Annotated in this window: 24 protein-coding genes, 16 tRNA genes and 1 rRNA gene (1 of these 41 cut by a window edge); 32 read left to right on the forward strand and 9 right to left on the reverse strand. The window is 53.7% G+C overall.

All coding sequences use genetic code 11. The annotated features are described in order from the left end of the window. The 24 genes from BCV73_RS32735 to BCV73_RS32850 all read left to right on the forward strand — a co-directional run. Positions 1-777 (forward strand): 23S ribosomal RNA (locus tag BCV73_RS32735); it begins 2,152 nt to the left of the window's first position. Positions 778-882: 105 nt separating this feature from the next. Beyond that, positions 883-958: transfer RNA gene (locus BCV73_RS32740), tRNA-Asn, on the forward strand. A 4-nt stretch (positions 959-962) separates the two neighbouring features. Further along, positions 963-1,054, forward strand: a tRNA-Ser gene (locus BCV73_RS32745). 9 nt (positions 1,055-1,063) lie between these two features. Beyond that, positions 1,064-1,138 (forward strand) — tRNA-Glu (locus BCV73_RS32750). Between the two features lie 206 nt (positions 1,139-1,344). Then, a tRNA-Val gene (locus BCV73_RS32755) sits at positions 1,345-1,420 on the forward strand. A gap of 35 nt (positions 1,421-1,455) precedes the next feature. Further along, positions 1,456-1,529: transfer RNA gene (locus tag BCV73_RS32760), tRNA-Met, on the forward strand. 37 nt (positions 1,530-1,566) lie between these two features. Continuing rightward, positions 1,567-1,643: transfer RNA gene (locus BCV73_RS32765), tRNA-Asp, on the forward strand. Positions 1,644-1,700: 57 nt separating this feature from the next. Then, positions 1,701-1,776 (forward strand) — tRNA-Phe (locus BCV73_RS32770). Positions 1,777-1,799: 23 nt separating this feature from the next. Further along, positions 1,800-1,875 (forward strand) — tRNA-Thr (locus BCV73_RS32775). A 3-nt stretch (positions 1,876-1,878) separates the two neighbouring features. Continuing rightward, a tRNA-Tyr gene (locus BCV73_RS32780) sits at positions 1,879-1,964 on the forward strand. Between the two features lie 10 nt (positions 1,965-1,974). Continuing rightward, positions 1,975-2,048 (forward strand) — tRNA-Trp (locus tag BCV73_RS32785). 31 nt (positions 2,049-2,079) lie between these two features. Then, positions 2,080-2,155 (forward strand) — tRNA-His (locus tag BCV73_RS32790). Positions 2,156-2,177: 22 nt separating this feature from the next. After that, a tRNA-Gln gene (locus BCV73_RS32795) sits at positions 2,178-2,252 on the forward strand. Between the two features lie 6 nt (positions 2,253-2,258). Continuing rightward, positions 2,259-2,333: transfer RNA gene (locus tag BCV73_RS32800), tRNA-Gly, on the forward strand. A gap of 9 nt (positions 2,334-2,342) precedes the next feature. After that, positions 2,343-2,416: transfer RNA gene (locus BCV73_RS32805), tRNA-Cys, on the forward strand. 12 nt (positions 2,417-2,428) lie between these two features. Further along, positions 2,429-2,505, forward strand: a tRNA-Arg gene (locus tag BCV73_RS32810). 17 nt (positions 2,506-2,522) lie between these two features. Next, positions 2,523-2,602, forward strand: a tRNA-Leu gene (locus BCV73_RS32815). Positions 2,603-3,234: 632 nt separating this feature from the next. Then, positions 3,235-3,540, forward strand: coding sequence for a LiaF transmembrane domain-containing protein (locus BCV73_RS32820; RefSeq protein ID WP_076175192.1), 306 nt, complete (start codon positions 3,235-3,237; stop codon positions 3,538-3,540). Between the two features lie 78 nt (positions 3,541-3,618). Further along, positions 3,619-4,293, forward strand: coding sequence for a PspA/IM30 family protein (locus BCV73_RS32825; protein ID WP_076175189.1), 675 nt, complete (start codon positions 3,619-3,621; stop codon positions 4,291-4,293). Between the two features lie 4 nt (positions 4,294-4,297). After that, positions 4,298-4,786, forward strand: coding sequence for a PspC domain-containing protein (locus BCV73_RS32830; protein WP_089549872.1), 489 nt, complete (start codon positions 4,298-4,300; stop codon positions 4,784-4,786). A 3-nt stretch (positions 4,787-4,789) separates the two neighbouring features. Further along, entirely contained in the window at positions 4,790-5,497 is a 708-nt protein-coding gene (locus tag BCV73_RS32835) for a PspA/IM30 family protein (RefSeq protein ID WP_076175185.1), read from the forward strand. Between the two features lie 173 nt (positions 5,498-5,670). Beyond that, on the forward strand, positions 5,671-6,318 hold the full coding sequence (gene liaF, locus BCV73_RS32840) for a cell wall-active antibiotics response protein LiaF (RefSeq protein ID WP_076175183.1): 648 nt from the start codon (positions 5,671-5,673) through the stop codon (positions 6,316-6,318). Positions 6,319-6,333: 15 nt separating this feature from the next. Next, positions 6,334-7,416: a sensor histidine kinase gene (locus BCV73_RS32845; RefSeq protein WP_076175181.1), complete on the forward strand. Its 1,083-nt coding sequence runs from the start codon at positions 6,334-6,336 to the stop codon at positions 7,414-7,416. Continuing rightward, on the forward strand, positions 7,397-8,044 hold the full coding sequence (locus tag BCV73_RS32850; protein ID WP_076175243.1) for a response regulator transcription factor: 648 nt from the start codon (positions 7,397-7,399) through the stop codon (positions 8,042-8,044). The genes BCV73_RS32845 and BCV73_RS32850 overlap by 20 nt, the downstream gene beginning before the upstream one ends. A 107-nt stretch (positions 8,045-8,151) precedes the next feature. On the opposite strand, the gene BCV73_RS32855 is transcribed toward BCV73_RS32850, so the two are convergent. Continuing rightward, the gene (locus BCV73_RS32855) at positions 8,152-8,484 is read right to left on the reverse strand and encodes a hypothetical protein (RefSeq protein ID WP_089549873.1); all 333 of its coding nucleotides are present in this window, start codon (positions 8,482-8,484) and stop codon (positions 8,152-8,154) included. A gap of 178 nt (positions 8,485-8,662) precedes the next feature. Between BCV73_RS32855 and BCV73_RS32860 the strand changes: the two genes are divergently transcribed. The 3 genes from BCV73_RS32860 to BCV73_RS32870 all read left to right on the forward strand — a co-directional run bounded on the left by BCV73_RS32860 (position 8,663) and on the right by BCV73_RS32870 (position 12,874). Next, the gene (locus tag BCV73_RS32860) at positions 8,663-9,424 is read left to right on the forward strand and encodes a YwmB family TATA-box binding protein (protein ID WP_218828212.1); all 762 of its coding nucleotides are present in this window, start codon (positions 8,663-8,665) and stop codon (positions 9,422-9,424) included. A gap of 168 nt (positions 9,425-9,592) precedes the next feature. Then, the gene (gene zwf, locus BCV73_RS32865) at positions 9,593-11,143 is read left to right on the forward strand and encodes a glucose-6-phosphate dehydrogenase (protein WP_076175175.1); all 1,551 of its coding nucleotides are present in this window, start codon (positions 9,593-9,595) and stop codon (positions 11,141-11,143) included. A 147-nt stretch (positions 11,144-11,290) separates the two neighbouring features. Continuing rightward, complete coding sequence (locus BCV73_RS32870) at positions 11,291-12,874, forward strand: peptide chain release factor 3 (RefSeq protein ID WP_076175173.1); 1,584 nt, start codon at positions 11,291-11,293, stop codon at positions 12,872-12,874. Positions 12,875-12,965: 91 nt separating this feature from the next. Here BCV73_RS32870 and BCV73_RS32875 read toward each other — a convergent pair whose 3' ends face one another. Next, on the reverse strand, positions 12,966-13,199 hold the full coding sequence (locus BCV73_RS32875; protein WP_076175171.1) for a small acid-soluble spore protein SspI: 234 nt from the start codon (positions 13,197-13,199) through the stop codon (positions 12,966-12,968). A 217-nt stretch (positions 13,200-13,416) separates the two neighbouring features. Between BCV73_RS32875 and BCV73_RS32880 the strand changes: the two genes are divergently transcribed. Both BCV73_RS32880 and BCV73_RS32885 read left to right on the forward strand, forming a co-directional pair. After that, positions 13,417-14,079, forward strand: coding sequence for a potassium channel family protein (locus BCV73_RS32880; protein ID WP_076175169.1), 663 nt, complete (start codon positions 13,417-13,419; stop codon positions 14,077-14,079). 78 nt (positions 14,080-14,157) lie between these two features. Further along, positions 14,158-14,955 (forward strand): TrmH family RNA methyltransferase, encoded by a 798-nt coding sequence (locus BCV73_RS32885; RefSeq protein ID WP_089549875.1) that lies wholly within the window; start codon positions 14,158-14,160, stop codon positions 14,953-14,955. A 78-nt stretch (positions 14,956-15,033) separates the two neighbouring features. Here BCV73_RS32885 and BCV73_RS32890 read toward each other — a convergent pair whose 3' ends face one another. The 5 genes from BCV73_RS32890 to BCV73_RS32910 all read right to left on the reverse strand — a co-directional run bounded on the left by BCV73_RS32890 (position 15,034) and on the right by BCV73_RS32910 (position 19,411). Further along, a complete protein-coding gene (locus tag BCV73_RS32890; RefSeq protein WP_089549876.1) occupies positions 15,034-15,888 on the reverse strand; it encodes an SDR family oxidoreductase in 855 nt (284 codons plus the stop codon). After that, positions 15,872-16,972, reverse strand: a complete 1,101-nt coding sequence (gene uxuA / locus BCV73_RS32895) for a mannonate dehydratase (protein WP_089549877.1) — start codon at positions 16,970-16,972, stop codon at positions 15,872-15,874. The genes BCV73_RS32890 and uxuA overlap by 17 nt, the downstream gene beginning before the upstream one ends. 127 nt (positions 16,973-17,099) lie before the next feature. Beyond that, positions 17,100-17,774 (reverse strand): GntR family transcriptional regulator, encoded by a 675-nt coding sequence (locus BCV73_RS32900; protein ID WP_089549878.1) that lies wholly within the window; start codon positions 17,772-17,774, stop codon positions 17,100-17,102. A 317-nt stretch (positions 17,775-18,091) separates the two neighbouring features. Continuing rightward, positions 18,092-18,685 (reverse strand): ATP-dependent Clp endopeptidase proteolytic subunit ClpP, encoded by a 594-nt coding sequence (clpP, locus tag BCV73_RS32905; protein WP_256993080.1) that lies wholly within the window; start codon positions 18,683-18,685, stop codon positions 18,092-18,094. Between the two features lie 30 nt (positions 18,686-18,715). Then, positions 18,716-19,411, reverse strand: a complete 696-nt coding sequence (locus tag BCV73_RS32910) for a sigma-70 family RNA polymerase sigma factor (RefSeq protein ID WP_089549879.1) — start codon at positions 19,409-19,411, stop codon at positions 18,716-18,718. A 249-nt stretch (positions 19,412-19,660) separates the two neighbouring features. Here BCV73_RS32910 and yunB point away from each other — a divergent pair, with 249 nt between their 5' ends. Beyond that, positions 19,661-20,500, forward strand: a complete 840-nt coding sequence (gene yunB, locus BCV73_RS32915; protein WP_089549880.1) for a sporulation protein YunB — start codon at positions 19,661-19,663, stop codon at positions 20,498-20,500. A 48-nt stretch (positions 20,501-20,548) separates the two neighbouring features. Here yunB and BCV73_RS32920 read toward each other — a convergent pair whose 3' ends face one another. Then, positions 20,549-21,640, reverse strand: coding sequence for a M23 family metallopeptidase (locus tag BCV73_RS32920; RefSeq protein ID WP_089549881.1), 1,092 nt, complete (start codon positions 21,638-21,640; stop codon positions 20,549-20,551). A 187-nt stretch (positions 21,641-21,827) separates the two neighbouring features. Between BCV73_RS32920 and lipA the strand changes: the two genes are divergently transcribed. Both lipA and BCV73_RS32930 read left to right on the forward strand, forming a co-directional pair. Further along, positions 21,828-22,709, forward strand: coding sequence for a lipoyl synthase (gene lipA / locus BCV73_RS32925; protein WP_234489770.1), 882 nt, complete (start codon positions 21,828-21,830; stop codon positions 22,707-22,709). 45 nt (positions 22,710-22,754) lie between these two features. Next, complete coding sequence (locus tag BCV73_RS32930) at positions 22,755-23,066, forward strand: YutD family protein (protein ID WP_076175150.1); 312 nt, start codon at positions 22,755-22,757, stop codon at positions 23,064-23,066. A gap of 42 nt (positions 23,067-23,108) precedes the next feature. On the opposite strand, the gene BCV73_RS32935 is transcribed toward BCV73_RS32930, so the two are convergent. Then, on the reverse strand, positions 23,109-23,912 hold the full coding sequence (locus BCV73_RS32935; RefSeq protein ID WP_076175238.1) for an NAD kinase: 804 nt from the start codon (positions 23,910-23,912) through the stop codon (positions 23,109-23,111). Positions 23,913-23,985: the final 73 nt, after the last annotated feature.

A 23,985-nucleotide genomic window follows, 5' to 3' on the forward strand; every position in this document is an offset into this window, starting at 1 on the left:
GGATAGGTGGGAGCCTTTGAAACCTGAGCGCCAGCTTGGGTGGAGGCGCCGTTGGGATACCACCCTGATCGTATCTAGGTTCTAACCTGGTACCGTAATCCGGTATGGGGACAGTGTCAGGTGGGCAGTTTGACTGGGGCGGTCGCCTCCTAAAGAGTAACGGAGGCGCCCCAAGGTTCCCTCAGAATGGTTGGAAATCATTCGAAGAGTGCAAAGGCAGAAGGGAGCTTGACTGCGAGACCTACAAGTCGAGCAGGGACGAAAGTCGGGCTTAGTGATCCGGTGGTACCGCATGGAAGGGCCATCGCTCAACGGATAAAAGCTACCCTGGGGATAACAGGCTTATCTCCCCCAAGAGTCCACATCGACGGGGAGGTTTGGCACCTCGATGTCGGCTCATCGCATCCTGGGGCTGAAGTAGGTCCCAAGGGTTGGGCTGTTCGCCCATTAAAGCGGTACGCGAGCTGGGTTCAGAACGTCGTGAGACAGTTCGGTCCCTATCTGTCGTGGGCGTAGGAAATTTGAGAGGAGCTGTCCTTAGTACGAGAGGACCGGGATGGACGTACCGCTGGTGCACCAGTTGTTCCGCCAGGAGCATGGCTGGGTAGCTACGTACGGACGGGATAAGCGCTGAAAGCATCTAAGCGTGAAGCCCCCCTCAAGATGAGATTTCCCAGTATGTAAGACCCCTTGTAGACGACGAGGTAGATAGGTTGGAGGTGGAAGTGCAGCAATGCATGGAGCTGACCAATACTAATCGGTCGAGGGCTTATCCTAAAAGCTTTCTGAAAGAAAGCTTGCTACGGAAGCATATGCTTATTAATTCGCAGATTCGTTTCGTATCTAGTTTTCAAGTGATCAAACACTTGAATTAAATATTGTTCCCTGATAGCTCAGTTGGTAGAGCACTCGACTGTTAATCGAGTTGTCACAGGTTCGAGTCCTGTTCGGGGAGCCATTATGGAGAGGTGTCCGAGTTGGCCGAAGGAGCACGATTGGAAATCGTGTAGGCGCCAAAAGCGTCTCGAGGGTTCGAATCCCTCTCTCTCCGCCATTATAGTTTGGCCCGTTGGTCAAGGGGTTAAGACACCTCCCTTTCACGGAGGTAACATGGGTTCGAATCCCATACGGGTCACCACTTTTATTGCTTGCATCAGGGATGAGAATCCAAAAAGGGTTCGTCGGAGCGTTACTTCGATAGCATATGCATCGCAGTCTCGAACGAAGTGAGAGTATCCCATACAGGTCACCACTTTAATTATTAGCTTCAGGGATGAGAATCCAAAGAAAAAATGCTTGCCTTTTTAGTGGTTTATCTGCTAAGATATTAAAAGTGTTTCTTATGGAGGCTTAGCTCAGCTGGGAGAGCATCTGCCTTACAAGCAGAGGGTCGGGGGTTCGATCCCCTCAGCCTCCACCATGTATACTTTAAAGAAAATAAATATTTTTTAATGACGCGGGGTGGAGCAGTCCGGTAGCTCGTCGGGCTCATAACCCGAAGGTCGCAGGTTCAAATCCTGCCCCCGCAATTTATCTCCTTATTTATGGAGATACATAATTGGCCGTGGAACCGTGGTGTAGAGGCCTAACATGCCTGCCTGTCACGCAGGAGATCGCGGGTTCGAATCCCGTCGGTTCCGCCATTTATTTTCTTGAGAGTTTAGTTTGTTGCAATAATACTCTTGATAGAAACAAAATTAGGCTCGGTAGCTCAGTCGGTAGAGCAGAGGACTGAAAATCCTCGTGTCGGCGGTTCGATTCCGTCCCGAGCCACCATGAATTTAATAATAAGCATAAAAGCCGGTGTAGCTCAATTGGTAGAGCAACTGACTTGTAATCAGTAGGTTGGGGGTTCAAGTCCTCTCGCCGGCACCATATGGAGGCTTAGCGAAGTGGCCAAACGCAGCAGACTGTAAATCTGTTCTCGTACGAGTTCGGTGGTTCGAATCCATCAGCCTCCACCAGTTTTATTATAGGGGCATAGTTTAAAGGTAGAACAGCGGTCTCCAAAACCGTTAGTGTGGGTTCAATTCCTGCTGCCCCTGCCATTCGAAATACAGCTTCATATCTTTTATTATGGCGGTCGTGGCGAAGGGGTTAACGCACCGGATTGTGGCTCCGGCATTCGTGGGTTCAAGTCCCATCGATCGCCCCATAACTTATAATGACAATCTTGTTGGGGATTAGCCAAGCGGTAAGGCAACGGACTTTGACTCCGTCATGCATAGGTTCGAATCCTATATCCCCAGCCAGTTTAAGCGGACGTGGCTCAGCGGTAGAGCATCGCCTTGCCAAGGCGAGGGTCGCGGGTTCGATTCCCGTCGTCCGCTCCATTTGATTTCGGCGCCATAGCCAAGTGGTAAGGCACAGCTCTGCAAAAGCTTTATCCCCAGTTCGAATCTGGGTGGCGCCTCCATTAACTTCATATGCGCCCTTAGCTCAGCTGGATAGAGCGTTTGACTACGAATCAAAAGGTCAGGAGTTCGAATCTCTTAGGGCGCGCCATTTTTTTAACTGAATATGCCGGTGTGGCGGAATTGGCAGACGCGCGCGACTCAAAATCGTGAGGGAAACCGTGGGGGTTCGAGTCCCTTCACCGGCATCATAGAGAAAAGCCTTGGAAAATATCCAAGGCTTTTTCTTGTATAGACTAACATTGTACACCGAGCCATCGTTCGTCGTTCGTTAATCCCTCATCCTGCTGTACACTTGCACTTCTCCTTCTAATCAGCCACCTGATGATATCCCGCAGAAAGGCAGCCATATTAATTCGTATTGCGTTTATTTGTATGACTGTATGGTATTTAAAGATCCTCTGATCAATCCGTTCGTTATACCATTACTCCCTTTGAACGTTTTCCCCATCCTTGATTAAAGTTGATAAACCATTCCAGCCGGCTTTACCTGGGCTAAGCAGGCTCAATGTTTCTTTAGCTAAGTGCTAAATCCCTTGCTCAGAGCCTCCAACGACTCCCTATCCCAAGCATTGTATAAGTAAACTGCTCATTGAAGTTCCATAGCGTGTTGATCATGCCCTATAAACGGGCAATTGGAGCTGCCAGTGGAGGATGTGGCTGCCGCGTTACATGCAGAAAAGCTTGCTTCGTCTAAGGTCCGAGCCTTCCCCCGACTTAGGTCTAGGATTAAAAACCGTCTTGGGTCCGTTTTGGAAAACCCGGATTGAACCTAAAATAGAGTCATAAGGTTGATACAAACGAAAGGCGGTGACAATGCATGAGAACAAATAAAACTTCTGGTTGGGCGATCGTATTGATCGCAATCGGGGCACTGATGCTCCTGGGAGTATTCGCTCCATTATTCGGCAGGCTGATCGGATTGATCTTCCCGATCCTGATGATCGTGCTCGGCTATTATGGAATTCGCAGAGGTAAGGTGGTCATCGGTACGATTATCCTCGCATTCGGTGTCATGGGACTTCTGGCGAAGCTGTCCTGGATCATCGGACCGCTGCTGGGAATTGCCCTGGTAGTGTTCGGGATTATGCTGCTGAAAGGTAAGAAGTCGTCGAAGTGGATGTAACGGTAACAAAGAATTACCTTTAATAAATACAATCAAACGAATAGGCGATCACAGCTTATAAGGAGGGAGCAAAAACAGATGAGCGTATTTCGCAGGGTACGGGATATCACCGTAGCGACATTAAATGAACGTTTGGAACAAAGTCAGGACCCGGTACGGTTGATCGATCAGTTTTTGGCATCAACGCGTGACGATATTATGGAAGCCGAGAAGCTCGTTCAGCAGTACTCCGCTCACGTGAGACAGCTGAAGCAGCAAGTGGATCAGGCATCCAACATGAAGGAAAAGCGTGAGGAGCAGGCGCTGCTGGCTCTGAAGGCCGGCGAGGATCATCTAGCCAAGCTCGCACTGCAGGAAAAAATAATCTATGAAGAAAAGCTCGAGCAATACGGAGGACTGCTGGATACAACCCGCCAGTCGCTCACCGAGCTGGAAAATCAACTGAACGACCTGAAATTGGAGTACCAAACCGTGTACAGCAAACGTCAATACTACGCGGCACGGATGGAAACCCTCAGACTTCAGCAGCGGATGAATCAGCGCATGGAAGGTTTTGGCGGACAGGATGTTCCCAAGATGTTCAACCGTCTGGAAGACCGCATTTCCGATTGGGAATTTGAAGCACGCAGTCTGCGCGACCTGCGCCGCGGCGGTCAGGAACTGTTCGAGCAAGCCAGCGGAACGGTATCCAGCGTGCTGGAAAGGGAGCTGGCCCGCCTGAAGGAAAAGCTGAACAACAGCGGAAAGGAGTAACGTCATGAGCAAGCTATACCGATCGACCCGCGATAAAATGGTCACCGGTTTGTGCGGCGGTCTGTCCGATACCTTTGGCATCGATTCCACGCTGCTGCGGATCCTGTTTTTGATCAGTATCCCATTTACCGGCGGGACCACGCTGTTCATCTACTTTATCGCGGCTTTGGTCATCCCTAAAGAACCTACGACACCTTTTAATCCATATGGACCGGGACCGGGGGCAGCTGGGGGCGGATACTACGGCAATAGTATGGGGTCCGGCAGCTACTACGGCAACGGTCAGCAAGGCAACGGCGCTTATGGTGCCCAATCTTTTGACCCTAGAGCCAAATACAACGGTTCGCCTTACGGCGGAGGCAGACCGGGCGGATACAGCTCGTCCGCATCCGACCTGGACGCCATGATGGAAGATATCGAGAAGAAAGCCATGAAGAAAGAGCTTGAGGAATTGAAAAAAAAATTATCTAAGTACGAGAAGGGAGAAGTGTAAAACATGGGAGTATTTAAAAGAATTAAGGATATGACGAAAGCATCGGTGAACGAGGTATTGGATAAAGTTGAAGATCCGGTAATTATGCTGAACCAGTATCTGCGCGATATGGAGGCAGAAATCCATGACGCGGAAGTTACAGTAGCGAAGCAAATGGCCAATGAACGCCGCATGAAGCAGCGCGTGGAAGAAGCCGTGAAGATGGCCGGCCAACGTGAGGCACAAGCTGAACTGGCACTTCGTAACGGCCAGGAAGAAGTAGCGCGCAAGCTGCTCGAGGAAAAGATTTATTTTGACCAAAAACTGTCCGAGTACCAAGAACTGCACGCTCAATCCGAGGCACAAGCTAAAGAACTGGTACAGCAGCTCCATGACATGAAAGACGAGTTCTACAAAATGCGCAACAAGCGCAATGAGCTCGTAGCCCGTGCGCAAATGGCGAAAGCCAAAAAGCAAATGTCTCAAATCAGCAGCCTGCATACGATCGAAAGCGGCAGCGCGTCCCTTGGATTCCACCGCATGGAAGAAAAGATCATGCAAATGGAAGCTGAAGCCGATGTGATGCGTGCCCCTTACCGTCCGGAAACAACATCCGCTTTCACCAGCCCGGTCGATGCGGAGAAGCAGCTGAAGGTGGAAGAACAGCTCAGCGCGCTGAAAAGCAAGCTGAACCCGCCGGCTGCCGCTCCTTCCAAATCGAATAAAGAATAAGTATTCAATTTTGCGGACAATATGATATGCTAGGAAGAATGGAATAAGGGCGCGAGACCTCATTCACATCTTCCTGGATCCCGGTGAAGCCATAAGGAGTGTGCCCGTCACAATCCTATGGCTTTTCCGGTCTTACTTTTCCGATAAACCAAGACATCATAAGGAGGTGCGGCATGGAAAAAAGAAATCGCTTCATTGCGCTGATTCTCATCGGGATCGGCCTCCTCATGCTCTTCGGCAGGTGGGTCGGCTTTTTTACCATCGTCGCCCTCTTATTCATTCTTATGGGAATTTATACGATTCGCGGCGGAAAAGTGAAGAGGGGCTACCGTCTCGTTGCGGTGGGCGCCATCCTGCTGCTGATTGATCATTTGCTGATCGTGCTGGGGATTGCGCTAATCTCCCTGGGATGGTTTTTTGTAAAGGCAAGGAAAGTACAAAACCGGGACGGGTACCTGCAGAAGCAGGGATTTTCGGGTCATTACAATTGGGACCAGGTCCCTTGGGCTATGAGAAGCCAGAGCGTCTGGCATGTCATCAACGAAGCCGATCTGGATTTGTCGCTTGCGATCCCCGAGGAACACCGTACGGTGATGATGTTTCAAGGCATCATGGGGGATACGGACATCAAAATTCCGGAGTATTACGGGGTGGAGCTTGAAGTGTTCGTCCTGTTCGGTGCGATCGATTTCAGAGGGCACCGGGATAACGGTTTGATGAACCGTTTGAACTGGAAATCCCCTAATTATGAGACCAGCGAATACAAAGTTAAATTCCATATTTCCTACCTGGTAGGAGATGTTGATATTGATCTGTCATAGGAGGAGGGTTCCCTGATGAAAACCAGAAAACCGGCTAATATGGTCTCCCGGAGCATGGGCGAGGGGGCCCTTCTTTCTTTTGTTATGCTCCTGATCATTTTTTACGTACTTTATACATATGGTTATTTGGCCCCGTTTGATTCTTGGCAAAAAACGCTGCAGGCCGGTGCTACGCTGATCCTGGTTCCGATCGGTCTGGGAGCTATCTTCGGGTTCTATCAGAGCTACCGGGTAAAATTGAAGCTGGAACGGCTGCGGGAAACGCTGCTCTCCTGGGAAAAAGGGAACGTCGCCCGCTCCGTACCGGAGCTTGGCAGCGACGAGGTCGGGCGCCTTGGCGAGCAGCTTGGACGCATCAGCAAAAAGTGGGAGGAGCAGGTCAACTCCCTTCAGCGCTTATCCACGAATAATGCCCAGCTGGCCGAGCAGGCGCGGATATCGGCGATCGTAGAAGAGCGCCAGCGGCTGGCGCGGGAGCTGCATGATGCGGTATCCCAGCAGCTGTTTGCGATATCGATGACGGCGACGGCCGTGGGGAGGACGCTTGAGAAGGATTTTGACAAGGCCCAGCGCCAGGTGGCGCTCATCGAAGAAATGGCCGCCGTGGCCCAATCGGAAATGAGAGCGCTGCTGCTGCATCTCCGGCCGGTCTATCTGGAGGGCAAGCCGCTGGAGCAAGGCCTCGGTGAGCTGATCAAAGAGCTCAAAGTGAAGGTTCCGATGGAAATCGTGTTTGAAATGGACAAAGGCATCCACCTGGTAAAAGGAATCGAAAACCATCTGTTCCGCATCATCCAGGAGGCGATGTCTAACACGCTCCGGCATGCCAAAGCGGATAAGATGGAAATCCGGATTCACCAAAAGAAAGACATGGTCTGGGTCATGCTGCGTGACGACGGCCAGGGCTTTGAACTAAACGAGACAAAACAGGCCTCTTACGGCCTTTCCAATATGCAGGAACGCGTCAATGAAATCGGCGGATCGATCCAAATTATTACGGCGCCCGGTAAGGGAACGCGAATCGAAATTACCGTGCCGATTGTATCTGAAGACAAAGCAGGGAGTGAGGATCTTGGAAATGGAAACACCCATGATTAAAGTGCTGCTCGTCGATGACCACGAGATGGTACGGATCGGTCTGGCAGCCGTGCTGGGGACCGAGGACGGCATCGAAGTCGTCGGCGAAGCAGGCAGCGGGGAGGAAGGCATCCGCCTTGCCCGGGAATACAAACCCGACGTCGTCCTGATGGACCTGGTGATGGAGGGCATGGACGGGATTGAGGCGACGCGTCAGCTGCTGAAGCTGTACCCGGACTGCAAGGTGATCGTGCTGACAAGCTATTTGGACGACGAGAAAATGTACCCGGTTATCGAGGCCGGCGCATTCAGCTACCTGCTAAAGACGTCGCGCGCAAGCGAAATCGCCGACGCCATCCGCGCCGCGGCGCGCGGCCAATCGGTCTTGGAATCGCAGGTCGCCTCCAAAATGATGAACCGGTTCCGCCATCCGGAGGTGGAGGCCCCGGCGCACAAGGAGCTGACCGACCGCGAAATGGATGTGCTCCGCCTATTGGCGCAGGGCAAGTCCAACCAGGAAATCGCCGATGACCTCATCATTGGAATCAAAACGGTCAAGTTCCATGTGACGAACATCCTGGCGAAACTGGGCGTAGACGACCGCACGCAGGCGGCGATCTACGCTTACAAGAACGGTCTGGCGGAATAGTTAGGTTGAATCCAAAGCAAATTAGTCCATAGCAGATGAAAAGCCCCTGAGGAGCGGATAGCTTCCAGGGGCTTTTTTAGATCATAATGTGTAAGTTTTGAAGACCGCTAAATCAAAAACAGCAGCCCGAGAGTGGCCAGACTTAGCGCCAGGCCAGCTCCAAAGCCGAATCCATAGCCATACGGATAATAAGGATAGAAGGCGCGGACGGTGGCTTTTTCCGGAGCTTTGGCTACAGGCCCCTTTGCGCGTTTTTTATAGCCGCCCTTTACTTTGGCGCCGTGCAGCTGGGTGCCTTCCGGCCCGTTCAGAATAATATGGCCGTCTTTGCACTCCGTCAGCTTTCCGGTATATACTCTGCCGTCATACATACAGGCGGCGACCATTTTGCCGCAGTGCTGCCGAATATTTTCTTCTGTTAATGGGTAAATAGGGATCATGGAAGTGTGCGAACCTCCCTTATCATTTTTATTAACCAGTGTATTCATGGCCCATGGACGCGGCTATGGTCATTCACCCAATTTCGCCTATCGTTCGGCTTTAGGTATAATCGCCCCGGAAACGGACATCCTTTTAGTAGATTGATAGATTTCCTGGTGAAGGGATGTATGAGGGATGATGGCAGTCCGGAGATGGGCAGGTTTAGGTTTGGCGGTATGCATAGCGGCTTTGGTATGGATGGGGTATTTGTGGTACAGCGCGAATCAGACGTCGGCGCCGTCCCATCAGGATCCGGAAGAATTGCGCACCCTCTTGAAGCTGGGAAATGAAGTGGTAGACGTGCCGCAGCGTCTGGTTGTGAAGTGGCAGGGAGACTGGGAAGCCAACGGAAATCAGGATGCGTACGAGGCGGCCGAGGGGCTGTCCCAATCACTGAATCTTCCGGGAGTACAGCGGCTGACGGAAGGCGGTCACTTGACGTACCGGGTCGTGGATACGAAAAATGGCGTTAACGTGCGGTTTAACTGGCAGGAGATTTCAGAGGATCGCAGTTATATTATTATTCAACTGGAGGCGGCTGGTGATGAGCAGCTGAGCGCCTTGACTGAACTCCAGTCGGAATACGGACAGGCATTGCACGAAAACGGCATCGATGCTGAATGGAATGCTTCTTTGCAGGGAACGGTTAAAGGGGAGCATACTGCCGGTTCGACCATGAAAGCGGTAGAGGATGGCATTTTCAGAAATATGGCGGCGACAAAAGCGGAATCCTACGAGGATGCGACTACGGTCAGCAACGCTTACGAGGTGCCTTCATTGCGGTCAGGCATCCAAAGCGGAGGGAAGGTTCTGAACATGCAGGTGGCGGTTCATGAGGATCAATCGACCGGCAGCAGCCGGGTGACGATCGGGCTTCCGGTCATTACGATTGAGTATTAGACCTGCCCAGCACGCAGAAAGAAATTTTTGATTTACCACGAAGTTAAACGGATAGCATCATGCTGATGAATGTGCTAAAATGACATCAATCATTTTATGCCACCAAATTATGGTGTAAAATCGGGATTTTGAAGAGACCAAAATACGACATAGAAAGAATGAGGAGCCATGACTGAAAATCAAAATCTTGAAGCACTCAAAACACCTGGTGCTGTATTTTTTATTTTCGGGGCAACCGGGGATTTGGCCAAACGCAAACTGTTTCCTGCCATTTATAGTTTGTACCGTGAAGGTAAATTAGCCGAGGATTTTGCGGTCATCGGCGTCGCGCGGCGTCCGCGTACCCAGGAGGAGTTCCGTGAGGACATCTTCCAGTCGATTCAGGAATTTTGCCGTTACAAGGCGGAGGACAACGACAATTGGAAGACGTTTGCGCAGCATTTTGAATATAAGTCCCTCGATATCAACAACGTCGACGGATTCCGTGAATTAAACGAACAGACAGTGAAGCTGGAGAAGCAGTTCGGCATTCCGGGCAACCGCCTGTTCTATCTGGCCCTGGCGCCGGAGCTGTTCGGCAGCGTATCGTTTAACCTGCAAAAGGGCGGCATGCTGGATGCCGAAGGCTGGAACCGTCTCGTCATCGAGAAGCCGTTCGGCTACGATCTGAAATCGGCTGAAGAGCTGAACGAACAGATTCGCCAGGTCTTTAAAGAAGAAGAAATATACCGCATCGACCACTACCTGGGCAAGGAAATGGTGCAGAATATCGAAGTCATCCGCTTTGCCAACGCGTTTTTTGAGCCGCTGTGGAACAACAAGCATATTGCCAACGTGCAGATTACGCTGAGCGAAACCGTCGGTGTTGAAGAGCGCGGAGGGTACTACGACCATGCCGGCGCACTCCGGGATATGGGACAAAACCATATGCTGCAGATGCTGACGATGATCGCGATGGAGCCGCCTAGCCGCCTGCTGCCGGAGGACATTCGTGACGAGAAGGTGAAGGTGCTCCGTTCGCTCCGGCCTTACGAGACAGCGGAAGAAGTGAAGAAGAACGTCATCCGCGGCCAGTACATCAAGGGCTCTGCCCGTGGTAAGGACCTGCCAGCCTATCGTGAGGAGGACAAGGTCGACCCGAATTCCAATACGGAAACGTATTTTGCAGCGCGGCTGTTCGTGGATAATTTCCGGTGGGCGGGCGTACCGTTCTATATCCGGACAGGCAAACGCCTCCCGGTCAAAACGACGGAAATCGTCGTGGAATTCAAGAGCATGCCGAACAACGTGTATTTGGGAAAAAAATACAAGCTCGAACCGAACCTGCTGGTCATCCGGGTGAACCCGATGGAAGGCATCTACGTAAAGATCAACGCGAAGAAGCCGGGCTCCGAAAACGAAATCGAGCCGCTCGCGATGGACTTCTGCCAGAGCTGCATGGTCGGCATCAACTCGCCTGAAGCGTATGAGCGCCTGCTGCATGATGCAGCCCGCGGCGAATCGACGTATTTCACCCGCTGGGATGAAGTGGCGTCGGCATGGTCCTTCGTCGATAAAATCGCCGAAGCCTGGGCGCAAAATCAGGGCGATATCTCTTATTATCCTGCCGGGTCCTGGGGACCGAAGGAAACGGACGAACTGCTGAAAGCGGACGGCTTCCACTGGTGGCCGGTGAACGGCCAGGAAGAGGACAACGTCGTGTGGCAAATTGGCAAATAAAACCGTTGTGCCGGTGCTTGCCTTATGTTTCACTAAAGACATAGCCTGAAATGAAATCATCCTCATGCAGCCTCTGCATGGGGGTGATTTGCGTAGAGAATGTGATACAATAATAGACATGACTTTAGTGATGAAGGGAATAGTGAAATGAGCAAAGCGATAGATGATACGCTGCAGCAGGAAGTGGAGAAGCGTCGGACGTTCGCGATTATCTCCCACCCGGACGCAGGTAAAACAACATTAACGGAGAAGCTGCTCCTGTTCGGCGGCGCGATCCGGCTGGCTGGTACGGTCAAAGCGCGCAAAGCGAGCAAGCACGCGACCAGTGACTGGATGGAAATCGAGAAGCAGCGGGGGATTTCGGTTACTTCGTCGGTGATGCAGTTCGACTATAACGGACATCGGGTCAACATTCTGGACACCCCGGGTCACCAGGACTTCAGTGAAGATACGTACCGTACGCTGACCGCTGCCGACAGCGCCGTCATGCTGATCGACGTGGCCAAAGGGGTCGAGGCCCAGACGATCAAGCTGTTCCAGGTTTGCGCGAAGCGGGGCATTCCGATTTTTACGTTTATTAACAAGCTCGACCGTGAAGGCCGGAGTCCGTTCGACCTGATGGAGGAGCTGGAGCAGGTGCTTGGCATCCGCTCCGTGCCGATGAACTGGCCGATCGGGACCGGACGCGAGCTGTGCGGTGTCTACGACCGCATGAAGAATCAGGTCGAGCTGTTCCAGGGGAACGACCACTCGACCATTCAGGTACAGAAGGTGGAGGACTATAACGATCCGGTTATCCGTGAGATGGCGGGGGATTACCTGCACGATCAGCTGTGCCAGGACCTGGAGCTGCTGGACGTAGCGGGGGACCAATTTGACCTGGAAAAGGTACAAAAGGGCGAACTGACGCCGCTGTTCTTCGGCAGTGCGATCAACAACTTCGGGGTGCAGACGTTCCTGGAGAACTTCCTGCAGCTGGCCCCGCCGCCGGAGCCGCGCCGCAGCACGGCTGGGTTGATCGAGCCGACGAACGAGAAGTTCTCGGGATACATTTTCAAAATCCAGGCGAACATGAACCCGGCCCACCGGGACCGCATCGCTTTCATGCGGATCGTGTCCGGCAAGTTCCAGCGCGGCATGACCGTCAAGCATGTGCGGGTCGGCAAGGACATCAAGCTGTCGCAGCCGCAGCAGTTCCTGGCACAGGACCGCGACATCGTCGATGAGGCGTATCCTGGCGATATCGTAGGGCTGTTTGACCCGGGCATTTTCCGGATCGGCGACTCGCTGAGCCAAGGCAGCGAAATCGTCTTTGACGAGCTGCCGACGTTCTCGCCGGAGATTTTCTCCAAGGTAACGGTCAAGAACGCCCTGAAGCATAAGCAGTATCAGAAGGGCATCGACCAGCTGACGGAGGAAGGGACCATTCAGGTGTTCCATACGGTCAGCTTCGACGATACGATTCTCGGCGTTGTCGGCCAGCTGCAGTTCGAAGTATTCGAATACCGGATGAAAGGCGAGTACGGCGTGGATGTGCAGCTGCAGCGGATGCCGTACCAGTTCGCCCGCTGGATCGTGGATGACCAGATCGATCCGAGCAAATTCCGCATCAACTCGACGCTGGTGAAGGATAAGAAGGGCAACTATGTCGTGCTGTTCGAAAACGAATATGCGATGCGGACCGCGATGGAAAAAAATCCGACCGCGAAGTTTTTGGAGACGGCTCCTTAAGTCTGCTGAAGCTTCTATAATAGGAAATACCCCTCAGCTGTTTCCCAGCGGAGGGGTATTTGTCGTTGCGGTAAACGCACCGGCGTCTTTGTTAAGTCAGTGGACCCGGCTTAATCGTCTTGAGGTGCTCATGAGCCACGTGGACGAGCTCGTTCTGCTGCTTCGTGTCGATATTTTTCCACATCATCTCAAAGATCGCTCCGAGGCCAGGGAGCGCCTGCTCCGGACCGTCGACGGATCCTTCAATCATTTCACGAAGCTCGGCTTCATTGGAATCATGGACCTTATGGACAATGGCTTGGCGCAGGTCGAGAAGAATTGACATGATCGTTTTCCCTCCAGGCTAAAAAGTATGAACCCTTCACGTCAGAGCCGCCCGCTCCATATATCGGTGCGAACGACGTCCCGCTTCCCAGGGCTCAGTCTGAATTGTAATGATATTCTTTAGTAATGTGCCCCGAGGCAGGTGGCAAAATTCAAGTTTTTCACCTGCTGTGATATAATAATCAGGATAGACTTCTTATAGTCGTGGAGGTTAACATATGGCGAAAAAGCAGTACGCCGTCATCGGTATGGGGCGCTTTGGCTCCAGTGTTGCGAACACTCTGAGCGAGATGGGGTTTGACGTGCTTGCCATCGATTCGGATGAACAGCGCACCCAGGCGGTATCGAATATGGTTACGCATGCCGTATCAGCGGATTCAACGGATGAAGAGGCGCTTCGTGCACTGGGCATCCGCAATTTTGACGTGGTGGTTGTCGCCATTGGCGAAGACATCCAATCCAGTATTTTGACGACGCTCATCCTGAAGGATCTTGGGGTCGGAACGATTATCGTCAAGGCGCAAAATGAACTGCACGGCAAGGTTTTGCAAAAAATCGGCGCCGATAAAGTGATTTTTCCGGAGCGGGATATGGGCATGCGCGTCGCCCACCATCTCACTTCGCCGAATATTTTGGATTACATCGAGATTTCCGAAGACTACAGCATTTTGGAATTAAAGGCTTCGCAGGACATGGTCGGCAAAAACTTGAGGGAGCTCGACATTCGCGCCCGCTTCGGCTGCAACGTCATGGCGATCAAGCACGGTACGAAGATGGATATCTCGCCGTATGCCGATGCCCCGCTGAGCGAAGACGACGTTCTCGTTATCGTCGGCGAGAAAAGCGATTTGACCAAGCTGGAGCTGGCTTATCCGAAATGATCCAATCCTTAGCGCGAAAACCTCGTGCTGGGGCAGAGGAGCAGTTTGACAGATGAATCATGAGAAGGACGGTTAAGGATGGACATCATTTCACCGCAAAATCCCCGGGTCAAGGAATGGGCACAGCTGCTCGAGAAGAAGCACCGGGACAAGCAGCATAAATATATCATCGAGGGCATTCATCTCGTGCAGGAGGCGCTGACGGCCGGGGCAGACCTGGAATGCGTCGCGTTTGACCTGGAGCAGGGGATTCCGTCCGAGCTTGCCCACCTGGCCGGCGGGGAATCTGCGGAGTGGATCGGCGTATCGCCTGCGGTAATCGCGAAGTGTACGGATACCAAGACGCCGCAGCCGGTTTTCGCCGTTGCCCGGAAGGCCAAGACCGCAGCAGGGCTTGACGCTTTGATGAGCCGGGAAAGCAGCCTGGTCATCGTCCTGGACGGTGTGCAGGACCCCGGCAATGTTGGGACGATCATCCGCAGTGCCGATGCGGCGGGAGCGGACGGGGTCATTCTGGGGCGCGGGTCGGCTGACCTGTACAATCCGAAGACGATCCGCTCGACCATGGGGTCGCTGTTCCATTTACCCGTGGTGGAGGGTGATTTGATGGAGATCCTGCCGGAGGCAAAGCGGAGCGGCGCGCGGGTGATCAGCACCAGCCTGCAGGCGCAGGACACGTGCTACAGCTACGATTTCCGGCAGGGCTCCTGCTGGCTGCTCGTCGGCAACGAAGCCAAAGGGGTGTCGGAGCAGGCGCAGCAGCTGGTGGATGACGCGCTCATCATTCCGATGCGGGGGCAGGCAGAGTCGCTCAACGTGGCGATGGCTTCGACGCTGATGCTGTTCGAGGCGATGCGGCAGCGGCATTTTGCTTGAACCTGCCTGCTCGTGAATATCAAAATAAAAGGCAATTCCGATCGGTATGCGATGCGGAGCTGCCTTTTTTGCGTTTCGTTACACGCCCGAATAGGCCATAAATCCGCCGTCAACGGGCACCACCGTGCCGGTGACAAAGCCCGAGGTGGTGTCGTCCACCAGCCAGAGCAGGGTGCCCAGCAGATCTTCCGGAACGCCGAACCGGCGCATCGGCGTGTGGCTGATGATTTTATGGGAACGTTCGGTCAGGGACCCGTCCTCGTTCGTCAGCAGTTTCCGGTTCTGTTCTGTCAGGAAAAAGCCGGGGGCAATGGCGTTGACCCGGATGCCCGATTCGGCCAGATGGACCGCCAGCCACTGAGTAAAGTTGTTAATCGCGGCTTTGGCTGCGCTGTACGCGGGCACCTTGGTCATAGGACTCGGTGCGCTCATGGAGGATATGTTCAGCACAACCGCGCCGGGACGGCCGATCATCTGCCCCGCAAAGACCTGGGTAGGAATGAGGGTGCCGATCATATTGAGGCCGAGCACGTTCTGGAATCCCTGGATGCTGAGATCAAAAAACGTCGTGATCCCTGGCTGTCCAAGGTGTTCCGGCTTATAGATCTCTTCCGTCGTGTTGGCACTGGGATGATTTCCGCCCGCTCCGTTAATCAGGATGTCGCACGGGCCGAAGGCCTCGCGGACCTGGCGCTCCGCCGCCTGCACGCTGCCGGGCTCCATCACGTCGCAGGCCACGGCAAGCGCCTGGCCGCCCGCCTCGCGGATTTGCCGGGCAACGGCTTCGCCCTTTTCCGCCGTCCGGTTCAAAATCGCGACCTTTACCCCTTGGCGTCCGAGCTCCAGCGCCATCGCGCTGCAGAGAACCCCGGATCCGCCGGTAACAACAGCTGTTTTTCCGTGCAGGGCAGGGTGGTTAGGCAATGCTTTCATGCGTATCCCTCTTTTCTGCGGTAGGTTGAAGCTTCTGGTAGGCGTCCCACAGCCCCCAGAGATACATAATACCCATGGCGCGGTCATACAGGCCGTATCCCGGCCGGCACTGCTCGCCCCATAAATGTCTGCCGTGGTCCGGGCGGGCGTAACCAGTAAATCCGGTGTCATGATATGCCTTGACGATGCCCGCGATATCGACGGTGCCATCCTGCGTCCGGTGCGAAGTCTCGATAAAGTCGCCGTTCTCATACACGCGCACATTGCGGATATGGGCAAAAGGAATCCGGTCCGCAAACTCATGGATCATGGCGATGATGTCGTTGTCCGGATTGGCCCCAAGGGAGCCGCTGCACAGCGTAATGCTATTGGACGGGCTGTCCACAAGGGAGAGCAGACGCCGCAGGCTGTCCTGGCCGGTAATAATACGCGGCAGCCCGAAAATCGGCCATGGCGGATCGTCCGGGTGAATGGCCATCGTAATGCCGCATCGCTCCGCGGTTGGAATGACCGCCTCCAGGAAATAGGCGAGATGGTCCCATAGGTCCTCTGACGTCACATTCCGATAGGCCTCAAACAGGGAGGTCAGATGCGCAAGACGTTCGGGTTCCCAGCCGGGCATCGTCAGGGAGCTGTTCTGGTTGATCGTCTGCACAAGGTCGAACGGGTCAATGCCGTGGATTTTGGATTTTTCAAAAAAGAGTGCCGTGGAGCCGTCCTCCAGCTGCTTGTAGAGTTCCGTCCGGGCCCAGTCGAACACCGGCATAAAGTTGTAGCAAATCACTTTCACGCCGACCTGCGCCAGCTTTTCGATCGTTTTGACGTAATTGCTGATATACTTGTCCCGGGTCGGCAGGCCCAGCTTAATATCCTCATGGACGTTAACGCTTTCCACCACGTCAATATGAAGGTGATGTGCTGCAGCTTGATCCCGAACAGCGATGATCTTCTCCATCGGCCATTCGTCTCCGGCCGGGACGTTATGAAGCGCCCACACGATCCCTTCGACACCGGGAATTTGTTTGATATGATCCAGCGAAACCGTATCATTGCCTTCGCCGAACCAACGGAATACCATACGCAATCCCATACACCGCCTTGTCATTATGTTGTTTTGCAGAAAGAAGCTGCTGCCATTTCATCGGCACCATTGCCGGTACCGATATGGAATTGGCATGCTCCGGCGGCCTTGCTACACAGGCCAGCATGACTTACTTGAAATATTCCGGGTAGCGCTGTTTCAGGACCGGGAGGTTCGAAATGCTGAGGGTTAGATGCTCCTTCATGATCCGTTCGGCGAGGTCCGCATTCCGGCTGCGGATGGCTTGGATCATTTCCCGGTGCTGCTCAAACAGGTTCCCCCAGTGCGGATCCAACGACAGCCATAACACGCGGGTGCGGTTCAGATGCGCGTTCATCTGCTGAATGACGTTCCATGTGCCCATTTTCCGGACGCCCTCAAACAGGATTCGGTGAAAAGCCTCGTCGAGCTCAAACATTCGCTTGCCGTCAAGCTGCTTCATGCTCTCCTGCTGCATCACGAGATTGTTCTCCATCTCCTGCAGCTTGTCTGCGGGAAAGGACTCGCAGGCGAGACGGATGACGGCCTTCTCCAGCTGCTCGCGCATGAACCGGGCTTCCTCCACCATGTCCGGATCGATCAGCGAGACACGGGTTCCCCTTTGAGGCAGCACCAGCAGCAAGCCTTCCTGGGCCAGGCGTACGAAGCTCTCCCGAACCGGCGTCCGGCTGACGTGGAAGGTCAGGGACGTTTCTTTCTCGGACAGGGCCGTACCCGGGGGAAGCTCCAGGCTGACAATTTGCTGCTTGAGCTGTTGGTACACGAGATTTCCGGCTGAACCGGATTGGAGCATAATTTCATCCATTTCATGGATACCTCCTGACACTTCCATACTACCATACAAGTATGGTAGACGAAATGAAAATTTGCAGCTGACTGGCCTGGATATTTGAATGTAAAGCCAATATAATGCAGGACCATAGGATTCGGCAGGTTCTACAAGCTCTGAAAACCCGTCATAGTACAGGTTTGAGAGGCGGGTATAGGACAGAAAAAAGCCGGCGGACAAGTCCGTCGGCTTTTTAATCTGGCAGAGCGCTGCAACGATCGTGCGGGCATGAATCTTCTGTGTACATGGTGGTAGTTCGGCTAGCCGCAGTTTTCCGGAGTTACAGCGTTCGGTTATTTTACCGGCTGCGTAATGATCCGGTCCACGATGCCGTATTCCAGCGCTTCCTGGGCGGTGAGGAAGAAGTCGCGATTGGTATCCTTCTCAATGCGTTCGAGCGGCTGTCCGGTTCTCTCCGCGATAAAATCGTTGATCTTGCTTCGCAGCTTCAATATCCGGCGCGCCGTGATATCGATATCGGCAGCGGGGCCTTGGGCTCCGCCGAGCGGCTGATGCAGCATGAACTCGCTGTTGGGGAGGGCATAACGCATGCCCTTTTCCCCGGCAAGGAAGAGCACCGCACCCATGGATGCGGCAAGGCCCATGCAGATCGTGGTGACCTTCGGCTTGATGTAGTCCATCGTGTCCAAAATGGCATAGCCTGCCGAGGTAGAGCCCCCTGGGCTGTTGATATACAGGGAAATATCCTTCTCCGGATCGTCGGCGGCCAGGAACAGCAGCTGTGCGATGATGCTGTTGGCCACCACGTCGTTCACTTCGGAACCGAGAAAAATAATCCGGTCCTTCAAAAGGCGCGAATAAATATCATAGGAACGCTCGCCAAGCCGGCTTTGTTCCACAACGTAAGGAATTGTGTTCATGTTCATGGCCTCCTTTATATGGGAAGGCACAAGGATCTACGCCGCACAGCGCAGGGACATACCCGTTCCGGAGGACATCCGTGTCCGGCCGAAACCGACCACTGGGGCCCGGTCCGTTGCCGGCTGCAGAGCTTCCATTAGGCGCTGGAGCAGCTCAGGCTTCTCCTGCCGGATGGCGGTCAGCAGGATATGGCGAAACTCCTCCTGCTCGACGTCCTTCCAGTGCGGGTCCGGTGAAATGGCTTCGCCGGTGTCTCCGCTGAGGTTGCGGCGCGCCCTGTGCAGTAGTGATTTGACTGTCGTTTCATTCAGTTCCAGCATGCTGGCGATATCCGACACCCGGCTCTCAAACACGTCCTTCAGCACGAACACCAGCAGCTGTTTTGGCGTCAGCTTCTCCATTAAGGTGTCGAGCCCGGACAGAAGCGTATCGATCGGGTGATCGGTTGATTGCTGCTCAACGATCGGTTCGGCTGACTCACGCGACCTTTTACGGACGAGATCGATCCAATGGTTGCGTGCAATGGTCATCATAAGCGGCAGGCTGGGCTGCCGCGGAGAAGACGGGTCTTTCAGGCAGAAGCGCAGCGTTTTATCGATGGTGTCATGTGCCAGATCTTCGGCATCCCAGCGGTTGCGGGTGACGCTCAGGCAGAATTTTTTCAAACTTGGGTACAGCTCCGAAATATCCTCGCGATGATATCCGGTGTCATGGAATTGACGGATTAACATGTTAATCACACTCCTGTAGAGGCCTCTATAGAGATAACGTTTGAACAGGGGGAAAAGGATACGGGATGCTCATTTTTATAAAAAATAACATGTTGAAAGGGGATTACGATCATCCTCTATTGTTGATACCAGTATAACAAAATACGAAAGTGGCTGCTCCCTGGCAGGAGTGGGGCTTGCTCTTCTTTTTTGCCAAGCCTGGGCATATGCTGATAAGGTAACCTACGGCTTCGAAGGAGGGGTTCCGGCATGAAAAGAAGGGCCAGATGGCGCAGCAGAGGGGCGAGCAGGCCCCGGAGCCGGCGGAGGGTATGGCTGATCGGTGCATTGGTTTTCCTCATTCTTATGCTCCAGGGCTTCGCCTATGTCGAAAATCATCTGAAGCCGCCCATCATGTACCTGGCCAAAATCCGCATGAAGCAGATTGCGACCGACGCCATTAACGAAGCGGTGGCTGCGCAGGTGGCGGAGGGCGAGAACGCGGATGACCTGATCGATTGGAAAATGGATACGTCCGGCAAAGTGTCCGGCTTTATGCTGAATTACGCAGAGCATATGAAAATTACCTCCAGCACCTTTAAGGTGGTCCAGTCCACGCTGGAGGACAAACATAAGCTGGCCGAGAGCATCCCGCTGGGCCAGGCGCTCGGCAGCCCGATCATTGCATCCTTCGGCCCCAATATTCCGATTCGGGTCGAGCCTCAAGGTGCGGTCAAAGTAGATCTGAAAACGAGAGAAAAAGATGCGGGGATCAATATGGTGCTCGTGGAGATTTACATTCATGTAACGGTCGAAGTGGGAGTCGTCGTGCCGTTCGACATGGAGCCGGAAATCGTCGATACGGAAATCCCGGTCTCTTACCTGATGGTCGTCGGCAACGTGCCGATGTATTATTACGATAGCAAGGGCACGCCGGTCGGGGAGAACGGGGCCGCGGCGCCAAGCATCGCGCTGCCCGGAGCCGGAGCGCAAAGCCAGCAAGGCGGAAGCCCGGCGGCCGTTACCCCGCCCAGCATCCATCCGGGAGGGGAAAACCCCGGAACAACGGATTCGACGAGCGGGGTCACGGGGGAGGCAGGGAAGCAGTAAACGGCCCTGGTATAGCGATATGAAAAAGGGACCTCCCGAACACGCGGTTCAGGAGGATCCCTTTTTCTGTTTCAGCGCTTTGCGCTCTTCCATTTCCCAGTGGCGGAGGGATGGATAAGGGTCGAACGACCATTCGACCAGGCCGCTGTCACGGTAGATGCCGTAGTGCAGATGCGGAGGGAATTTACCTTGCGTGCCGGGTTTCCCGTAGCCGGAGCTGCCGACCCAGCCGATCGTTTGTCCTGGTGTGACGATATCCCCCTGTTTGATGGACTTTTCAAACCCCTGCAGATGAGCGTAGTAATGGTAATGGTTGTCCAGATCCCGGATGCCGATGCGCCAACCACCGAACGGGTTCCACCCCTTGAGCTCAACTACGCCATAGCAGGTGCTTCGTACGGGAACGCCGTAGTTCGCAAAGATGTCCGTGCCTTCATGGATCCGGTAACCTCCCCAGCTCCGCCCGCTTCCCCAGGTGCTCCGGTACGAATAGCTGCTGCCGATGGGGAGAGGGAAGGCATGCCCGGATAAATCCAGCGTGCCGAATTTTTCATACAGCTTGGAGAATTGTTCGATCCGTTGAACCGAGCGGCTGTTATGGTAATATTCCCACATCGCGATGTTGAAATCTTCCTGTGATTTGCCGTACCGTTGCAAATAATTCGCCATGCTGTACAGCACATCAAGGTCGTTGTCGGGATCTGCCCGCCCGTCGCCGGAGCCGTCGCGGCCGTACCCGTTGAAGATGGAAATGGACCGCGGGTTATGATCGTTCAATTCCGGATTGAACACTCCCGACCAGGCCGGTTCCGTAATGAGGATGCCGGTGAGGCGCTCCGGGTGCTTGCGATCCTTTGGATGGGCTTTGGTCAAGGTCCGTTCGTACTGGTCGATCGCGGCAATTCTGTACCAAGGGATGTTGGTGGCCTTGCTGATCTTCGCATAAAGTGCCTTTCTGGACTCCAGGATTTCTGTCCGGCTCAGCTGGTCCAGCGACTTGGCGGCTTGGTTAGGATCCGGAGCCGCCGGCTCCGCGTCCACCTTGCCGGTAAGGTGAAAGCAGCCCAGCAGCAGCGCCGATGCGAGTACACCTGTCAGCGAACGTTTGAGCCACCGTGTGTGCGGAACAATGTATTTCATCGGTTCTCTACCTCCTGCCAGTTTGATGCAGTCCTCGCTCAATATTCGGACTGGACCGACATAGCCTTAGAGTGAATCAAGAACCTCGAATTTATCCGTGCTTGGAAATGGAAGTATTTTGGCTGATTTCATGATATAATATGGAACATGCAGCAGCTAACCATGATAGCGAAAGAAGGTCAGAACATTGCCTACGAATACCATCAAGGAGCCAAAGCCGGATTGGATTCGCATCAAACTGACAACCGGTGACAATTACCAGGAAATCAAGAGCATGATGCGCTCTAAGACCCTTCACACGGTATGTGAAGAAGCACGTTGCCCTAACATATATGAATGCTGGGCCAATCGTACCGCCACGTTTATGATTCTCGGCGATATTTGTACGCGGGCCTGCCGTTTTTGTGCAGTCAATACAGGAAAACCGACGGAGCTGGATCTCCAGGAACCGGAACGAGTCGCTGAAGCGGCGGAGAACATGGGTCTGCGCCACTGCGTCATCACCAGTGTGGCCCGGGACGATCTGTCCGACGGCGGTGCGTCTATTTTCGCAGAGTCGATCAAGGCTGTCCGAAAGCGTCTGCCGCTGTGCAGCGTGGAGGTGCTGATTCCGGACTTTATGGGCAATTGGGACGCCCTGAAGACCGTAATGGACGCGAAGCCGGATATTTTGAACCATAACATTGAAACGGTGGAGCGCATGTCGAATCGGGTGCGCGCCAAAGCGAAGTATGACCGCTCCCTTGAGCTGCTGCGCAGAGCGAAGGAAATGCAGCCGAACATTCCGACGAAGTCCAGCATCATGTTGGGAGTCGGCGAAGAATGGGATGAAATTTTGCAGGCGATGGACGACCTTCGCGCCGTGGATTGCAACATTATGACGATCGGACAATATTTGCAGCCTTCTCCGCAGCATTTAAATGTGGTTAAATATTATCATCCGGATGAGTTTGCCGCTCTGAAGGAAGAAGGCATGAAGCGGGGATTCAGCCACGTGGAATCCGGACCGCTTGTGCGCAGCTCATACCATGCCCATGAGCAGGTACAATCCGCTGCACAGCATAAATAGGCGCCATTATACGATAACCTCAGGCAGAAAGGCAGGGGTAGTTCATTGATTCTGATCGGCGGAAAAAATTATGAGGTGCTTAAAGATCATAAAGACGGTTGGAACCTTGAAGCCTTTCGTGAACGATACAGTGAAGTGCTGGACCGCTACGACTATATTGTCGGCGATTGGGGCTACAGTCAGCTCCGGCTTAAAGGGTTTTACCGGGATAAGCATCCCAAAGCAACCAAAGACACAGCCATTTCCGGCATGATGGATTACATTAACGAATACTGCAACTTCGGCTGCGCGTACTTTGTACTGCAGAAGAGCCGGGAGTCGCAGCCCAAAGAGAAAACAAAAAGCGGTTCCGTATAGGAGCCGCTTTTTGTTTTGCAATATAAAGTTCTTGACGCTGATTTATCCCAGAAAAGCTTCCCGTACCCGGTTCCAGAACGGGAACGGGCGGTATCTCGCAAAGCTGACCTTCTCCTTGGCGACCTGGCAGCGAACCGAGATGAGGTCGTCCACCTGCAGGTTGACATGATCGATGTAGAGTAAGAGCCGCTGCTCTTTGCGGGAGAAAATGTCGCAGTGATGGTGCTTGGGCAGCAGTAGGGGCGAGCCCATCGTCCGGAAGACGCGGTTGTTGATCGAGGCGATCTCCGCGATCTGCAGCGCCTCGATAGTCGGGTGCACCATGGCGCCGCCAAGACTTTTATTATATGCCGTGCTTCCGGATGGCGTGGAGACGCAGATCCCGTCGCCGCGGAACATTTCAAAGGTTTGGTCGTTGATGTCCACCTGGGCCACTACCGTTCCGTCGACGCCTTTCAGAGTGAACTCGTTCAAGGCGATATAGGAAGCGTTGCCCGATTTTCTATGAATTTCAAGTTCAAGCAGCGGATATTTGACGATTCGCGGACGAATGGAGCCCGAATTGGCCGCAGAGCTCATCAGTTCGATCAGCTGCGGCAGCTCGTCCGCTTTCCAGTCCGCATAGAATCCCAGATGTCCGGTGTGAACCCCTACGAAGGCAATGTCAGGAATATGGTCAATAAACGTATGAAAGGCATGAAGCATGGTGCCGTCCCCGCCGATGGAAATGACAATCTCCGGCGATTCGGCATCCAGCTGAAATCCCCGTTGCGCCGCAAGCTTATGGAACTGCTCGCTTAAATCCACGGATAACTGATCCCCGCGATCCAGAACATAGTATCTCAAGGGTGTAAGCTCCTTTGTAATGGGTTTATAAGAATCATAAACAATATCGGAGGATAACACAACGTCCATTTCA

The sequence above is a fragment of the Paenibacillus sp. SSG-1 genome (assembly GCF_002224835.1).
GTDB classification, from domain to species: domain Bacteria; phylum Bacillota; class Bacilli; order Paenibacillales; family Paenibacillaceae; genus Paenibacillus_AQ; species Paenibacillus_AQ favisporus.

Bases quoted from the DNA above. Each gene is read 5' to 3' on its own strand.
- BCV73_RS32820 (WP_076175192.1), top strand. From the start codon at position 3,235: ATGAGAACAAATAAAACTTCTGGTTGGGCGATCGTATTGATCGCAATC.
- BCV73_RS32825 (WP_076175189.1), top strand. From the start codon at position 3,619: ATGAGCGTATTTCGCAGGGTACGGGATATCACCGTAGCGACATTAAAT.
- BCV73_RS32830 (WP_089549872.1), top strand. From the start codon at position 4,298: ATGAGCAAGCTATACCGATCGACCCGCGATAAAATGGTCACCGGTTTG.
- BCV73_RS32835 (WP_076175185.1), top strand. From the start codon at position 4,790: ATGGGAGTATTTAAAAGAATTAAGGATATGACGAAAGCATCGGTGAAC.
- liaF (WP_076175183.1), top strand. From the start codon at position 5,671: ATGGAAAAAAGAAATCGCTTCATTGCGCTGATTCTCATCGGGATCGGC.
- BCV73_RS32845 (WP_076175181.1), top strand. From the start codon at position 6,334: ATGAAAACCAGAAAACCGGCTAATATGGTCTCCCGGAGCATGGGCGAG.
- BCV73_RS32850 (WP_076175243.1), top strand. From the start codon at position 7,397: ATGGAAACACCCATGATTAAAGTGCTGCTCGTCGATGACCACGAGATG.
- BCV73_RS32855 (WP_089549873.1), bottom strand. From the start codon at position 8,484: ATGATCCCTATTTACCCATTAACAGAAGAAAATATTCGGCAGCACTGC.
- BCV73_RS32860 (WP_218828212.1), top strand. From the start codon at position 8,663: ATGGCAGTCCGGAGATGGGCAGGTTTAGGTTTGGCGGTATGCATAGCG.
- zwf (WP_076175175.1), top strand. From the start codon at position 9,593: ATGACTGAAAATCAAAATCTTGAAGCACTCAAAACACCTGGTGCTGTA.
- BCV73_RS32870 (WP_076175173.1), top strand. From the start codon at position 11,291: ATGAGCAAAGCGATAGATGATACGCTGCAGCAGGAAGTGGAGAAGCGT.
- BCV73_RS32875 (WP_076175171.1), bottom strand. From the start codon at position 13,199: ATGTCAATTCTTCTCGACCTGCGCCAAGCCATTGTCCATAAGGTCCAT.
- BCV73_RS32880 (WP_076175169.1), top strand. From the start codon at position 13,417: ATGGCGAAAAAGCAGTACGCCGTCATCGGTATGGGGCGCTTTGGCTCC.
- BCV73_RS32885 (WP_089549875.1), top strand. From the start codon at position 14,158: ATGGACATCATTTCACCGCAAAATCCCCGGGTCAAGGAATGGGCACAG.
- BCV73_RS32890 (WP_089549876.1), bottom strand. From the start codon at position 15,888: ATGAAAGCATTGCCTAACCACCCTGCCCTGCACGGAAAAACAGCTGTT.
- BCV73_RS32900 (WP_089549878.1), bottom strand. From the start codon at position 17,774: ATGGATGAAATTATGCTCCAATCCGGTTCAGCCGGAAATCTCGTGTAC.
- clpP (WP_256993080.1), bottom strand. From the start codon at position 18,685: ATGAACATGAACACAATTCCTTACGTTGTGGAACAAAGCCGGCTTGGC.
- BCV73_RS32910 (WP_089549879.1), bottom strand. From the start codon at position 19,411: ATGTTAATCCGTCAATTCCATGACACCGGATATCATCGCGAGGATATT.
- yunB (WP_089549880.1), top strand. From the start codon at position 19,661: ATGAAAAGAAGGGCCAGATGGCGCAGCAGAGGGGCGAGCAGGCCCCGG.
- BCV73_RS32920 (WP_089549881.1), bottom strand. From the start codon at position 21,640: ATGAAATACATTGTTCCGCACACACGGTGGCTCAAACGTTCGCTGACA.